Source organism: Ehrlichia chaffeensis str. Arkansas, assembly GCF_000013145.1.
Lineage (GTDB): Bacteria > Pseudomonadota > Alphaproteobacteria > Rickettsiales > Anaplasmataceae > Ehrlichia > Ehrlichia chaffeensis.
On record NC_007799.1, the window covers coordinates 167,241 to 181,451 of the forward strand.

Here is a 14,211-nt window from a genome sequence, read left to right on the forward strand (position 1 = left end):
ATCGCTATTTATTGGGTTATACTTTCCCTGATATTTTTATACATGATTAATATTATTTATGATAAACAAATAGTAGATGTTTTTTTGGTTCGTCGATGAGACTTTTGATATATTCTGGTGGGACAATTTTAGTATTTTTATTATTTTTAATAATTTCTCCTTTTTTTATTAATTGGAATTCTTATTATGCGTCTCATGTGCTTAAACAAATAGAGGATATATCAGGTGATGTATCTGTAAAGGGTGTGGGGAAAGTTACCGGGAGATTAATCTTACCTAAAATTGTGATCAATAATTTATATATAGAAGGTCATGGCAACGAATTATTAAATCATAAATCAACAATATTAATTAGCCGACTTGAATTAAAGATATCATTGTTATCTTTATTACTGTTTTCTCCTAAAGTTAATGCAATTACTATAGATGGGTTAAATATTCCATTAGGTAATCTTCTTGATCTATTTTCTTCATTTCAATCTAAAAATTTTAATATAAAAACGTTTAATGTTTTTAATAGTGTTGTTAATACAAGTTATGATGGTACATCTTTTAATAGTAAGCCTATATCCATTAAAAGTGGAACTATAAAAACAGTTAGTGATATGAAGGTAATAAATGGTTTATTAAGTATCGGTAAAAATGATTATAATGTAGTTGCTGATATATCATTAAATGAAGAGCATAGAATTAATGCAAATATTTATTCTCAATCAACAAAGGTAACTTTGTCTGGTGTAGCTGCTGGTAATGCATTTGATGGTGTGATATTAACTAATGGGAGTGATTTTTCACAGTTTATTAATGATATTTCTGAGACCAATAAAACTTCTATCTTTTCTTTCATTAATTCTCATGAAGAGTTTTCTTTATCCACTAATATAAAATTATTAGATAAAACTTTTGAATTAAATGATTTCAAATTGTCTACTGATAGTATGGAGGGGATAGGAAAAGTAATCTGTTCAAATTATGCATCATGTAGTGCTAATATTGATTTTTCGAGAATTGATGTGGACCGTTTGTATGGAGTTAAACATGAAAGTGATGTTTATAGAAAAGATTCTCGTACCCTTGACTACTTGAATACATTAATATCTGAAAATTTAAACTATAACATTAAAGCTAGTGCTAAAGAAATAAAGTACCATGATCAAGTCTCTAGTAATTTAATAATGGATTTAGAAGTATCCAAGGGAAAAATTAGCATCAATCAAATGACAATTATGTTACCTGGTAATAATAATGTATTACATGTTGAAGGTAATGTTGGCAGTAATGATTTGATTTCTAGTTTTCATGGAAAACTGAAGATAAATGGGGATGACTTTTGTTCTTTTGCTAAGTGGTTATTTCCAATACAAGTTGAATCGAAATCTAGTGATAAATTTTCTATACAAAGTGATTTATACGTAGCTCCTAGAGTATTTTCTTTATCTCATATTGAAGTATTAACTGACAGTTTTGGAGACGTAAAAGGGCAATTAAGGATAAAGTATGATAGGAAAGGTAGTGCTGTTGTTGGGGATATAGAAATACATAATATTGATTTTGATCAGTACAAGATAAATGAAAAATTGAAAATAGAAGACTTTATGCCGATGAAATGGTTAAAGGACATAAAGTATAAAATAAATGTTGATACTAATATTAGTGATTTTATTATTCAAAAACAGCAGGTGAGTAATCTAAGCTTTTTAGTTAATGTAATGCAAAGTAAGTTTGCCATTGATAAAATACGCTTTAATGGTGCTGATGGATCTGATCTTAGTGGATTTATTAAAGCTTACATTGGATCTCAGGATCTAAAGCCAAAAATATTAGTTAGTCTTAAGGGTAATAAGTATAATACTGCATTCATAAAATTTCCTTCTTTGATACGTTATGTCCTTGATGGATCAAATAAAGTCACTAATATAAAATGGTCAAATGAAGATCTAAAATTTTATGGATTAGAGCATGTAGATGGTAATATTGATATTAATATTAAAAATTTTATTTCTAAAGATAATTCATTAAAGGACTTTGTATTATCATCTAGTTTAAAAGATAATTTAATGTCTGTTAACAAACTTATGTTTAAGGTAGATGATGGGTTTGTATCAGCTAGTGGTAAAATAGGTATGGGTTCTAATACTTATTCATTATCTGCTGTTCTGTCTATAGCCAATATTGGATTGAATAATTTGCTTAAGCATATAAATGTTGATGGAATTACTGGAAATGTAAGTATTAGTGGTAGTGTTCAAACCCAGGGTAAGACTTTAGTTGATTGGATTAATGCTTTAGATGGTAAAATGGAAGTAGTTGCTAAGGGTGTGAATGTTGTTGGAGTAGATTTTAATAAATTTATTATAAGTTTATTAGATGTTCAGAGTAAATCAGATGTTGCTGCGTTAACTCAGATTGGATTGTATGAAAATAATACAGTATTTAATTTTATTAGTGCTGGAGCTAATATAAGAAGGGGTAATATTATATCTTCCTTGCAATTTGCAATTGACAATGCTAGTGGCATGGCATCTGCAAATATTTCTTTATTACAGTTTGCTGTGATGTCTAAAATTAGGTTATCATTTATACGTCCTAATGTGTCTTCTCCATCTAATGTAGATATGTCATTAAATGGTCAATTATGGCAACCTAGGATAAATTTTAATGTAAATGCTCTGTATGAAGAGATTGTGAAGGGAGGTAGTCAATCTGTTTCGGCACATGATGAAGAGTTTATAGATTAAAGTTGCATAATTATATAGGAAATAATAGTTCATACATTGAAGCATGCCTTTTTGTTAATGTTAGAAATACTAAGGTTTTGTTTTGACAGATTATTTGTGGCTTATTGGAACCTTGGTAGATTGATATATATATTTATTATAGTTGGGGCAGAAGTTAACTTAGGATGTGAATTTAGATAATATAAATCTTAATAAGACTAATATTAACATTATCGGTATAGCGAATTGAATGGTAATGAATTTGTTCAAATGTTTAGAATATATAGTACCTTCACTTATATGGTAGGGTAAGTATGAATCAATGATACCTTCTGTCATTATAGGTAAAGAGTTGATAATTCTTCCGTAACTATCTATTACTGCAGAAATACCATTATTTGCTGCTCTTATAGTAGGAAGCCCGTTTTCAATACTTCTTACACGGTTAATTTCTAAGTGTTGATAAGGTTGAGAACTTATACCGAACCAGCCATCATTTGTAATATTAATAATCCATTGTCCTTTTGTACACCTACTTGTAACTTCGTTACTGAAAATAGATTCATAACATATTAATGGTATAAAAGGGCTTTGATTATTTAGTGATATAGACTTTTCTTTGTTTGTTCCAGGACTATAATTAAGCCTATTTGCAATACTTTTAGGGATTAGATTTTTTAATATAGATGGTATAAATTCTCCAAATGGTACTAGATGTAGTTTATCATAGAAATCTATTATTTGACCATTATCATTAATAACAAATAATGTGTTGTGAAACTTATTGTTTTCAAATCTTGTACCTCCAGCAATTAAAAATCCTGGTATAATAAATTTAAGATAATTTTGTACTGATCTACTGTTTGTGTCTGTTAAAAAGGGGAAAGAATTTTCTCCCCAAACTACATGTGTTCTTGAATTTAATCCATATTTACTGGTTAAGCGTAGATATGTTTGAAATCTATCATACTCCTGCTCTTCATTTCCGTCCCAATGACTTTCAGTATTTCCTTGTACTATACGTATAGCTATCTTCTGATTATATTTCTGTTCTTGGTTATTTGATAGGCGATCATTTCCATAAATGAACATGCTTACTAATATTAATAGTGCAGTGATACATGGAAGGGTACTCTTGTCTCTTATAGACACTCCAGCAGCTGTACTACAGAATATGGCAAGAAACTCCATGCCATATGTTCCAATTAATGAAGCAGTTTGCAACATTTCTATGGAGAAAGACCAAGAATATGCAAATAGATTCCAAGGTACTATATATCCTAACAACATGCTGGCAATAGTGAAAGACAGTGAGAAAGTTATTAAACCGAATAATTTCTTGTAATTAAGCGTATAACTAATAGCTGCAGCTGCAGCAAATAATAATGATAAAGATGCTGAAAGGATGAGGGTAAGAGGTATTAGTGGCCAAAAAATTTTGCTTTGGATAATTAGTGGAACATTAACCCAGTATGAGCTGGCTGTAAAATATCCAAAACCAAACCACCATCCACAGAAGAAAGCTTGTCTTGTATTTTTGACTTGTGATAATACAATGTAAAATCCAGAAAATGCTATTAGTAAAGCAATAAACATATGGAAAGGTGCCATAGATATAGCGCCTGCAACTCCTAATATCATTGCTAAAGTATAGTTATATTTTCTGTAAAAATCTCCTTCTATCAACTCGCTTGCCCTACATTAACATTCAACTGTACCAAGTAAAGACTAGTACGCTGACTATTGTAAATATTTTTTATGTTATGTAAAGCATAAGACTTTATAATTTATTTTCAGGATCCTTATGATTTTTTATAAATTGAAAAGCTTAGTATTTGAGTCTTGAATGTTGGTGAGATAATTAAATGGGTCTGTGAATTCATTATGAACAAGTTTTTATTATTAAGGTTTGGTGTTAAGGCCTATAGTGCGAAGTTGGAGTAGACTATATTGTTCGCTAGTGCCATTGGAGTATATGTAAGAATTATACAATTTAATATAAATATGGTTTATATATTTAAAGTAGCAAAGTATTTCTTTAATATTCTTATTTATATAGGACATATTGTAATGTTAGTTTTTTTGTATCTGTTGTTTTGAATGATAAACTAACATATTAAAGGTAGAGACCAATAATTTATTACATTTTTTATGTAAATCAATTAATTATTGCTATTTTACAATAAAGGCGCTTGCCTTTTTGGTAATATTTTAGTAGGTTTGTCAATCATATATTATTGAATTTATGGGTATATGTGATGATTAGTTCGTTACCTGTTTTACAGGTTGTTATACCTTTACTTTCTGCGATAGGATGTGCATTGTTAAAAGATGCTAGATTAGTCAAGATTATATCAGCTATTGTAGTGTTAATATCTTCCGCTATTGCAGTAGTGCTATTTTTTCAAGTATATCATGGTGGTGTTATTAAATATAGCATAGGAGGGTGGATAGTACCTTATGGAATAGAACTTAAGGTAAATGTCTTTAATTCGATGATGCTTGTTTTAGTTGGGTTTGTTGCTATGATGAGTATTGTATATGGTATCTACCCTAATACCAAAGAAATAAATGTACGTACAATACCAAGTTTTTATTCTGTATTTTTGTTATGTTTTAGTGGCTTTTTAGGAATATTAGTTTCAAATGATGTTTTTAATATTTATGTTTTTCTAGAAATATCATCAATTTCTTCATATATCTTAGTTGCAATGGGTAATAACAGGAATGCATTGATAGCTGCATTTGATTACTTAGTAATAGGTACCATTGGTGCAACGTTTTATTTAATAGGAGTAGGGTTTTTATATGCTATTACTGGAACTTTAAATGTTGGAAATTTGTTTTTAATAGTTCAAGATAAATCTTTAACGACAAATAGGGCTATACAAGTTGGGTTGTTGTTCATAATGTTAGGTTTGTTTATTAAAGCAGCACTATTTCCATTTCATAAATGGTTAATTCAAGCATATAATTATGCACCTACTTTTATTTCGGTATTCTTCTCTGGTGTTTCTACTAAAGTAATGATCTACCTTATAATAAAAGTAATATATGATGTTTTTAAAGCTGAATTAGTACTGTTAACTTTACCTTTTAATATTGTATTTATGAGTTTTGCTGCATTATCAGTGATTTCTGCATCTATTCTTGCAATGCTGAGTAGTAATATGAAGAGAATTTTTGCATACTCAAGTGTAGCACATCTAGGATATATTATATTTGCTGTAGGTTTGAATACTTACTATGGTTTAGTGGCTGCTGTAACTTATATAATTAACCATAGTTTAGTGAAATCAGCATTATTTATGGTCATGGGTAGTATTTCTTACAATTGTGGTAGTCTTGAGCTTAAAGATTGTACAAATATTTGGAAAAATATGCCAAAGATTGCGTTACCATTTGTTATTTTATGTATAAGCCTTATTGGAATGCCAATAACTTCAGGATTTATTTCTAAGTGGTATGTTTTTGATGCGGCAATTAAAACGAATTTTTGGTTGGGTGTAATTGTTTTACTTATAGGATCAGGTCTATCTGTGGTGTATGTGTGGAATATAATAGAAGCAACATGTTTTAAGCCATCTGATAAACAAGTGAAGAAATTGTTTGAAGTTCCTAATGTTATGGTGTTATGTATTTGGGTAATGGCTATTTCATCTATTATTCTTGGGTTATATCCAGTACCTTTAATGATGATTTCTAATAAAATAGCGGAATCACTGTTATATTAAATTAGTGGGTAAAGTTTTTGGTGCATTTGTAATTTTTGGAAGGGATACCTTGATATATTTTTCGTGAATTGACTTTTATATCTTCAAGGTATTTAATAAAAATCCTGTTACTTAAATTCCTGCAAACCATTGAACAACCACAATTTTTACTTTTGTTTTCTTCTCAAATAAAGCAGCAGCTTTATTAAAATTAAAGTAAATTTGTTTAGATATTATACAATTATTCATTTTTAAAAGATTGTACTAAACAATAATTTAATATTTTAGTGAAAAATTAATTATCTGCTTCTTCCTTGCATTTTGCTTTCGAATACTTGAGATACTGATTCAACAACAAAAAAGTTGCTTCCTTGACTGTGTTGAGTACTGTGCTCTGGTATGTAATTTTTATTATGTGGCTTAGGTGTAAAGGTACTACTACTACTATTGTTGTTCGTGTATGATGTCGTTGATTTTTTGTATTTAGATTTACTTTTTTTACGTTTAAATAAGTAAGCTATACCTGCTAACAACACTAATACAAGTAAAGCAGTATACTTTGGATTATTAATAATATAAGATAAAATATAATCAAAATAACTCATAACCATATTACTTTGTTAATACACACTTCTTTAATAATAACATTAAGCAATTGTTTTGAATAGTAATTTAATGAGAAAAATAATAAATAATTCTTGTCTTGTATTAGAAATATGTACAATATGTGATTTCAGTTAAAAATAAATTTTTATTAGTTGAAATAGTGTTATTCAACAAATTTGTTTGCTAATTTTGTAAGAATTACATTCAATAAGCAATTGTTTTAAATAGTAATCCAATAGAGAATATAATAAATAATTTTTATATTGTAAAAAACATATACAATATAAGATTTTAGTTAAAAATAAATTTTTATTAGTTGAAATAGTGTTATTTAACAAATTTGTTCACTAGTTTTGTAAGTATTACATTCAAATTTAAGTCTGAACTTGTGTGTTCAATAAATCCTTCCACAGGAATAACATCTTCATTTGATCCTAGGGCAATATCAATATGTCTTCTCCCTAGTAGGTTAGAGAGAGATAATGATGCTGAACTATCTGAGGGTAATAGAATATTCTTTTGTATACACATTGTAACTGTAGGACTATAATTTTTGTCGAGTGATATTGACGTTACTGTGCCTATTTTGACTCCGGATAATGTTATATCGTCTCCTATATCTAATCCGTCTACACTTGGAAAATGTGCTTTGACTATATAGCAATTATGTGAAGTAGTGTTAAGAGGTAGTTTCTTAAATGCTATAATTCCAATAGATACTGCAGCTACTAGAACAATAAGTCCTGCGAAAATTTCAATTACATTAGATCGACGCATAAAACTACCAATGATGTTTGACGTTATTTTGTATTATAAAAACTAAAAGTTTTATTTGGATGGTAAGCATATTGAGTTCCAGTTAAGTTTGGAAGGTGTAAACTTTGTGAAGATTTTGGCACCTGATTATCTGCATAATGTAGCCATATATGCCACGGTGCAGGAACTTTTGTTGGATCTGCTTTACCATTATATATTACCCACCTTTTTTCAATTCCATTTGCTGTTGTAATATAGTAACGATTACCTAAAATATCCTTACCAACTAATTTCTTATTCCTTTTTACTAGGAATTGTAGATTGAGAAAGAGTTTCATATTTTAATAATTGGTAATTTATTTTACATCAGTATAATAGTTATGGTAATACAATACAACTATTAACTAGATATTTAGTTAATATTTTATGTAATAATTAGCTTAAAGTGATAATATGTAAGTAATTATGAAATGTCCTTTTTGTAATAGTACTGATACTCAAGTTAAAGATTCAAGGTCTATAGAAAATGACATGTTGATTAGAAGAAGAAGAGTATGTCTTGTATGTCACTCTAGGTTTACAACAACTGAAAAATTACTTCTTAGATCGTTTATGGTTGTAAAAAAAAATGGTGAAACTGAACTATTTAATAAACAAAAGTTACTTTCTTCGATTTTGATAGCGACAAAAAAACGTCCTGTAAGTCATGAAGGGATAAATATGATGGTGAATAATATTTTTTATGAGCTTGAAGGAAAAAAAGAAAATGCTATTCCGACTAATGTTATTGGAAAAATGGTTATGGATAATCTTTTTAAGTTAGATAAAGTAGCATATGTTAGATTTGCTTCTGTATATATGAATTTTAGAAATATAAATGACTTTAGTAATATAATTGCGAAAATAATTAGTGAAAAGACTCCTTAATGCATCTCAATAATTATATTATGATTGATTATTATTCTTGAATTGTTAATAAGCTTGTGCTATGTATTTTGGAGGTTATTTAGTAGTAACGTTATCTCGCTGTGGTTCTATGGGGGTATAGCTCACTTGGTAGAGCGTCTGCTTTGCACGCAGAAGGCAAGCGGTTCGATTCCGCTTACCTCCACTTTCCTGTTTTAAAAGATAAGATCGCATTTTTAGTAAGTTTATTATTTTCAATAAAATAAATAACTACTATAAATCCTAATGTTACCTATTTTATGCACTACAGAAATATTCTATTGTACTAACCCGAAATCATAATTGTCGATAAATATGTGGTTATTTTGATTAATATAGACATTATCATTTTCTTGTTCTTTTCCATAGTCTTTAAAGATATTGTTGTATGCACTCCATACTTGATCATAACTGTAATTTTCTTTTATAGCTTCATAGAAGTTTAGCCATCCTTCATATGTCAAATCAAAAGATATGTGATGTTTATCCTGATCTATGTTATCACCTATATTAATGTGTTCTTTTGATAGTGGAAAATATATAGTATCAATATCTTGCTCTGTAATAGGATCAAAGGTATTACCTTCATTGGTATGATGTTCTTTATCTATCAACTTTTCTGGTCTTGTGTTATCTTCTTTTTGATCTAAAACGTTGTGTTCTTGTATTGTTTCACTTGCTTGATGTGTTATGTCTCTTGCAGAGATGTTGTGTGTTTCATTCTGAGAATAATCTAGTGGTAAAATAGTTGATAAGTACTCTGTTAGTCCTGTATTTGGAAGATCAAGAATATGATTTCCTTGTTTGTCGGAAAAATATGTTTGGGTGTGATCTCCTTCATCAGATTTAATAGTAATATAAATATTGGTTGAGTCTAGTTTCTCTTGTGAGATTGCTGCAAAAGATTTAGTAAATCCAGAAATGGGTTCATCGTACTTAAAGACTTCTCTAACATTATTGCAATATTCAAAGGAAAAGTTTCCATCAAAGAAAAGATGTGTATTATCATCATTAGGAATTAATGCTATTTCTTTATCTTCTAGTATTACGCTGGCAAAATTTTTGCCATATTCTGTTTGTAAATCGCTCTTCACAACTTTGAAAATAAATTTCTCATGCATATTTACGTAGCGATTGTCATTCGGTATGTCTTGTATTTGAAAATTAGCAAAATTTAACACTCTTAATGCTGTATTATAATCTTTTACTAATGATCCCTCTTGTTCTATATCTGTAAAGAAGAATTTTCCGTCTTGTATTACAAGAAAAATTGGAGAATTTTCCATTTCCTCTTGGATTACATCATCTCTGATATTGTGTAAGTGAATGCTTTTATCATCATTGATGTGGTGTTTACTAATATCAGAATAGTTAAATATGAAAGTATCATGATTTGCAGAAGAGTAATGTTTGTATTGTAGAGATTCTGGACTTAATTTTGCAAACTTTTCATTAGAATGTAAGTCTAAAAGTATAGCAGGAGATGTTTCTGTGTTTTTGTATGGTTCTTCTGAGGATATTTTAAATAGTGGGCTGTCTCCTCTGGTCTTTTGTACATTGTAATATTCTTCTAAGTTTATTGTTTCCGGTTTTTCAATTATGTTTTCTGGTCTAATATAGAATTTTTGATAATTATAATGGTATGCTTCTCCATTTTGATCACATATGACTAAGTTGTAAAAATCTTGAGTTTCTTTACTGTATGTAGTGTATTGTGTACGTTCTACTTTTATGTATTGGTATTCAGAAGGTATGTTAAGATAGCTGTCATGTAGGTAATTGTTGTATGGAACATAAAATTTATCACCTACAAAGAAGTAATTTTTTGATGGCATAACTATTTCAGTATTATCTTCAGTTGTTATTTTAACAGTGTATATATTCCTGTTACAAAAACCGTGTAAATTTTCTCCTACTTTTAATTTAAAAGAAGATGCTTGGTTTGTTGTGATTGGTATGTTGTTGTTCATATTCCCTCTCTTAATAATTATTAAATATTTTATATAATTATTACTTAATTATAATTTTTATGTTGTAAAAAACATTAATTAATAAATTCATTAATATTTTTAGATAAAAATGTCAATATATTATATCTAAAAAGCAATCAATAAGTTAATTTATTAACTTTTTTATATTGACATTTTAACATATCTTGTGTATGATACCGATCTAAATTAATATTTATTAACAAATGAATTATATGACAGTTTTTTTCGAATATAATGGCAGTAAAGTTAACACTAAGGAAGTAGTGAAACGCAATACTGCAGGTAGAACAGATCAAGATAAGGACTCTTCTACCTATGTATATAATACTTATAACGCTGGTGATCTACAAGGGCATGTACAACAGTCCTTTATGAGAAATAATGCTGAGCACAATAGAACAGATACTGTTCTTCCTTATAATGATAGTTATGAGACTCTACCTGTTGTGCCTGCTGTAGAAACTGGTGCTGATGGTAATTCAGGTAAGGGTAATTCTGTAGATTTTAAATCTAATGTTTTTTGTAATACGCATACTATAAGAGACGATCAGTTGAAATTAAATCTAGAAATACACACTTTAGGAAATTTATCTGATAGAAGATTACAGGAGATTAAGAAAGGATTTGATGATTCAATAATAAGATTTAAAGATAATTTTGGGTTGGAACCCAATGAAAAAGATACTACTTTTGAATTATATCTTTTTGATGATAAAGAACAATATGAGCATTATGGACGGCTTTATAATCTAGGAATAAATGGAGCTGGTGGTATGACTTTTTATGGAGATGCTGATGTTCCTTATAAAATTTATGTATATCAGTTTGGTGAAATATTAAATTTAAAACATGAGTTAACTCATGCTTTAGAGAATTATGCGTCTGGACACTCATTGTCTAAGCTTAAAATAAATCATGATATATTTACAGAAGGGTTGGCTGACTATATACAAAATGATGGTACTTTTATTATGAGAGAATTAAGAGATAAAGAAGTAACATCAAGTGTATTGAAGGAGGGTTCTTCTAAAGATATAGATCAAGTCAGTGATGCTGCAGTAGCTAAGGATCAGCATTTGAGTTATAGTATAGGACACGCATTTGTAACATTTTTACAGGAGAATTATCCTGGTGTGATTTCAGAGTACTTTGCAGCATTGAGGGAAGGTAATGCTGTGCATGCTAGAGAAATAATTAGCATGAATAAGTATGCAGATTTTGAACCGTGGGTACAGTCTAAAGACATTTCTTTGTATCTAGAAGGCATGAATGTATTAAAGATAGATTTAGGAGAAAAAATGTTTTCTGCTAAAAACGCTGTTTCTTTTGAAAATAAGAATGTAAGAAATGAATATTACTGTGAAAACATTTGTACTATGAACGGTGAAGTAGTAGGGAAAATATCTCCTGTGGTGCATTATGCCGATAAGGATACTATTCGTACTTGGAATATTGCGAGTACTGATATGATAGAAGTAAAACCAGAGTATAGTTTTCTAAAATTGGTTAGTACTCCATCTGGTAAGTCTGCATATGTATATTGTGATAAGGATGGTAATGAGTATTTTAATACTCAATCTTATGTGGAATATGCGTTTAATATCTTGAAAAAATATGATGAGAATCTTCGTATCAATGGTGATTTTTTAGATATTAGAGGTCGTTACTCAGATGCTGATAAAGTGTTTGATAAAATTCCTAACGCAGATTTGTTGTTGGATCAGTTCTTAGATAAAATTGGTTATGGAAATTATAAGCAAGTAATAATGAGCGACCCAGAGCAGGTTAGTGTTATAAAAATGCATATAGTAAAAAAAGCTTTTGAAGATTTTAGAGAATCTGAAGTCAAAAAAGTGTTTACTGGTGAATCAGGTGTTGATTCTACAATAAAAAATCTATTGATGGATTTAACTTATATTAATTTAAGTGATGTGATAGGAGTAAATGGTTCTAATATTGAAAGCATTGTATCTGATCCAAATGTAATGTTGCGTACTGCTATATTAGGTAAGGGAGATGCAAGTGGAATATCTCTGTATGTAGGTGATCAAAAAGTCGCTGAATTATCTACTGAAGGAGGTTATTGTGTGAAGGATCTTGATACTAATAATGTGAATTTTGTATTCCGCAATGCTGTTGGAAACATAGCAAGTAGTTATCAAGATAGAGCATACATGGTTGTATGTGAAAAAGATGGTGAATTTACTACTGCTCTAATTGATGATATACAAAAGACAGAGCATGGAAATGTTATATGGGATAATCAGTTTAATCATCCTGGTGTTAATCATTTATATCCAAATTATCAAAAGGTATTATTAAATGATGCTTCACTTAAGGATTATTCCCATCTTGCTAATACAAGGTTTCATCATGATGATACAGTAATTGTACGGGGAGATCTGTTGGATGACAAAGGAACTGTTACAACGAGTGATGACATTCATCAAGCAGTGATTAAACATGATGATCAAGTACTACATCAATTTAAAAGTATTTCTTTTTACATAAGTGAGCCATCAACAGATAGTGCTGGAACTTATGGTAGTGATTTCTTTATTGCTGATGAAGGGAAAAATCTTAGATTTCAACTTCCTAAAACAATTACTCATTTAAAGTTAGTAAATGTTGATGGGAATCAAAAATTAGTACCATGTACTGCAGATGGTAATGAGCACCCTGATGGTATGCCATCTAATTTAACAGATGAGTATCGATATATTGATCCTATTTTTGCTCACACATTTGAGAAACAAAGCTATTCTAAAAATAGTGTTAGCATTGGTTTGGTAGATTTTGATAAATATCAAGAAGGAACTATGTTTAAATTACAGTATTATTCTGATGATTATCATATTAATAAGGATGAACATGGTAATATAATTAGACCTAATAATGTGTCTTATAAAACAAAAGTTGACCTGGTATATGATGATAAAGTTATTGGAATGTTATCTGATAATGTAAATAAATTTCAGGGAGATGTTTTTGTTGCTGCAAGCCTTAATTATAGCCACAGTGATTTTCTTTCGTCTAAATATTTTCAGAAGGTCAATATTGAAGCGTTAGAAAATGGGGTATATAGTGGAAGATATGATGTAGGAAGTGGTGATGAAATAGCCAATCTTGATACTGATGTAGGTTATAGTGACAAAACTGTTTTTTATTTTAAAGGAAGTAATTCACCTGTTGATGTATTAGATAATGTTGATACTGTGTCTACTATTTCACCTTATATTAATGAGTTTCAATAGATTTTAAAAAAGAAGCAGCGTTCAATGAATGCTGCTTTCTTGTATGTGTAGAGTCATTTTTCCGTGTGTATATTTCACTATAAATGAATTTTATATGACGTTGTGAATAATTCTACGATTTTACATTGCATGTATAGTTTTGGTAGATTAAAAAAGTAGTGTTTTATATAGATTATGAAAACGTTTTTTAATGTATATTTGGTTATTTTCATAGTGTTTTATATGAATA

The 14,211-nt window shown here is 29.1% G+C and carries 9 protein-coding genes and 1 tRNA gene; 5 read left to right on the forward strand and 5 right to left on the reverse strand.

Annotated features, from left to right (window positions below; all coding sequences use genetic code 11):
• Positions 1-95 precede the first annotated feature (95 nt).
• On the forward strand, positions 96-2,738 hold the full coding sequence (locus ECH_RS00745; protein WP_006010526.1) for an AsmA-like C-terminal region-containing protein: 2,643 nt from the start codon (positions 96-98) through the stop codon (positions 2,736-2,738).
• 159 nt (positions 2,739-2,897) lie between these two features.
• On the opposite strand, the gene lnt is transcribed toward ECH_RS00745, so the two are convergent.
• Positions 2,898-4,403 (reverse strand): apolipoprotein N-acyltransferase, encoded by a 1,506-nt coding sequence (gene lnt, locus ECH_RS00750; RefSeq protein WP_006010525.1) that lies wholly within the window; start codon positions 4,401-4,403, stop codon positions 2,898-2,900.
• 572 nt (positions 4,404-4,975) lie between these two features.
• Between lnt and ECH_RS00755 the strand changes: the two genes are divergently transcribed.
• On the forward strand, positions 4,976-6,451 hold the full coding sequence (locus ECH_RS00755) for a proton-conducting transporter membrane subunit (protein WP_006010524.1): 1,476 nt from the start codon (positions 4,976-4,978) through the stop codon (positions 6,449-6,451).
• A 278-nt stretch (positions 6,452-6,729) separates the two neighbouring features.
• On the opposite strand, the gene ECH_RS00760 is transcribed toward ECH_RS00755, so the two are convergent.
• The 3 genes from ECH_RS00760 to ECH_RS00770 all read right to left on the reverse strand — a co-directional run bounded on the left by ECH_RS00760 (position 6,730) and on the right by ECH_RS00770 (position 8,130).
• Positions 6,730-7,035 (reverse strand): hypothetical protein, encoded by a 306-nt coding sequence (locus ECH_RS00760; protein WP_226988420.1) that lies wholly within the window; start codon positions 7,033-7,035, stop codon positions 6,730-6,732.
• A 328-nt stretch (positions 7,036-7,363) separates the two neighbouring features.
• Positions 7,364-7,813, reverse strand: coding sequence for an outer membrane lipid asymmetry maintenance protein MlaD (gene mlaD / locus ECH_RS00765; protein ID WP_006010523.1), 450 nt, complete (start codon positions 7,811-7,813; stop codon positions 7,364-7,366).
• A 23-nt stretch (positions 7,814-7,836) separates the two neighbouring features.
• The gene (locus ECH_RS00770; RefSeq protein ID WP_006010522.1) at positions 7,837-8,130 is read right to left on the reverse strand and encodes an NADH-ubiquinone oxidoreductase subunit NDUFA12 family protein; all 294 of its coding nucleotides are present in this window, start codon (positions 8,128-8,130) and stop codon (positions 7,837-7,839) included.
• Between the two features lie 127 nt (positions 8,131-8,257).
• Here ECH_RS00770 and nrdR point away from each other — a divergent pair, with 127 nt between their 5' ends.
• Positions 8,258-8,719: a transcriptional regulator NrdR gene (gene nrdR / locus ECH_RS00775; protein WP_006010521.1), complete on the forward strand. Its 462-nt coding sequence runs from the start codon at positions 8,258-8,260 to the stop codon at positions 8,717-8,719.
• 111 nt (positions 8,720-8,830) lie between these two features.
• A tRNA-Ala gene (locus ECH_RS00780) sits at positions 8,831-8,903 on the forward strand.
• Positions 8,904-9,015: 112 nt separating this feature from the next.
• On the opposite strand, the gene ECH_RS00785 is transcribed toward ECH_RS00780, so the two are convergent.
• Positions 9,016-10,707, reverse strand: coding sequence for a hypothetical protein (locus ECH_RS00785; protein WP_011452444.1), 1,692 nt, complete (start codon positions 10,705-10,707; stop codon positions 9,016-9,018).
• A 233-nt stretch (positions 10,708-10,940) separates the two neighbouring features.
• Between ECH_RS00785 and ECH_RS00790 the strand changes: the two genes are divergently transcribed.
• Positions 10,941-13,982 (forward strand): collagenase, encoded by a 3,042-nt coding sequence (locus ECH_RS00790; protein WP_011452445.1) that lies wholly within the window; start codon positions 10,941-10,943, stop codon positions 13,980-13,982.
• The last annotated feature ends 229 nt before the right edge of the window (positions 13,983-14,211 follow it).

Coding starts and splice junctions, on each gene's coding strand:
- ECH_RS00755 (WP_006010524.1), top strand. CDS start 4,976: ATGATTAGTTCGTTACCTGTTTTACAGGTTGTTATACCTTTACTTTCT.
- ECH_RS00760 (WP_226988420.1), bottom strand. CDS start 7,035: ATGAGTTATTTTGATTATATTTTATCTTATATTATTAATAATCCAAAG.
- ECH_RS00785 (WP_011452444.1), bottom strand. CDS start 10,707: ATGAACAACAACATACCAATCACAACAAACCAAGCATCTTCTTTTAAA.
- ECH_RS00790 (WP_011452445.1), top strand. CDS start 10,941: ATGACAGTTTTTTTCGAATATAATGGCAGTAAAGTTAACACTAAGGAA.
- ECH_RS00770 (WP_006010522.1), bottom strand. CDS start 8,130: ATGAAACTCTTTCTCAATCTACAATTCCTAGTAAAAAGGAATAAGAAA.
- nrdR (WP_006010521.1), top strand. CDS start 8,258: ATGAAATGTCCTTTTTGTAATAGTACTGATACTCAAGTTAAAGATTCA.
- mlaD (WP_006010523.1), bottom strand. CDS start 7,813: ATGCGTCGATCTAATGTAATTGAAATTTTCGCAGGACTTATTGTTCTA.
- ECH_RS00745 (WP_006010526.1), top strand. CDS start 96: ATGAGACTTTTGATATATTCTGGTGGGACAATTTTAGTATTTTTATTA.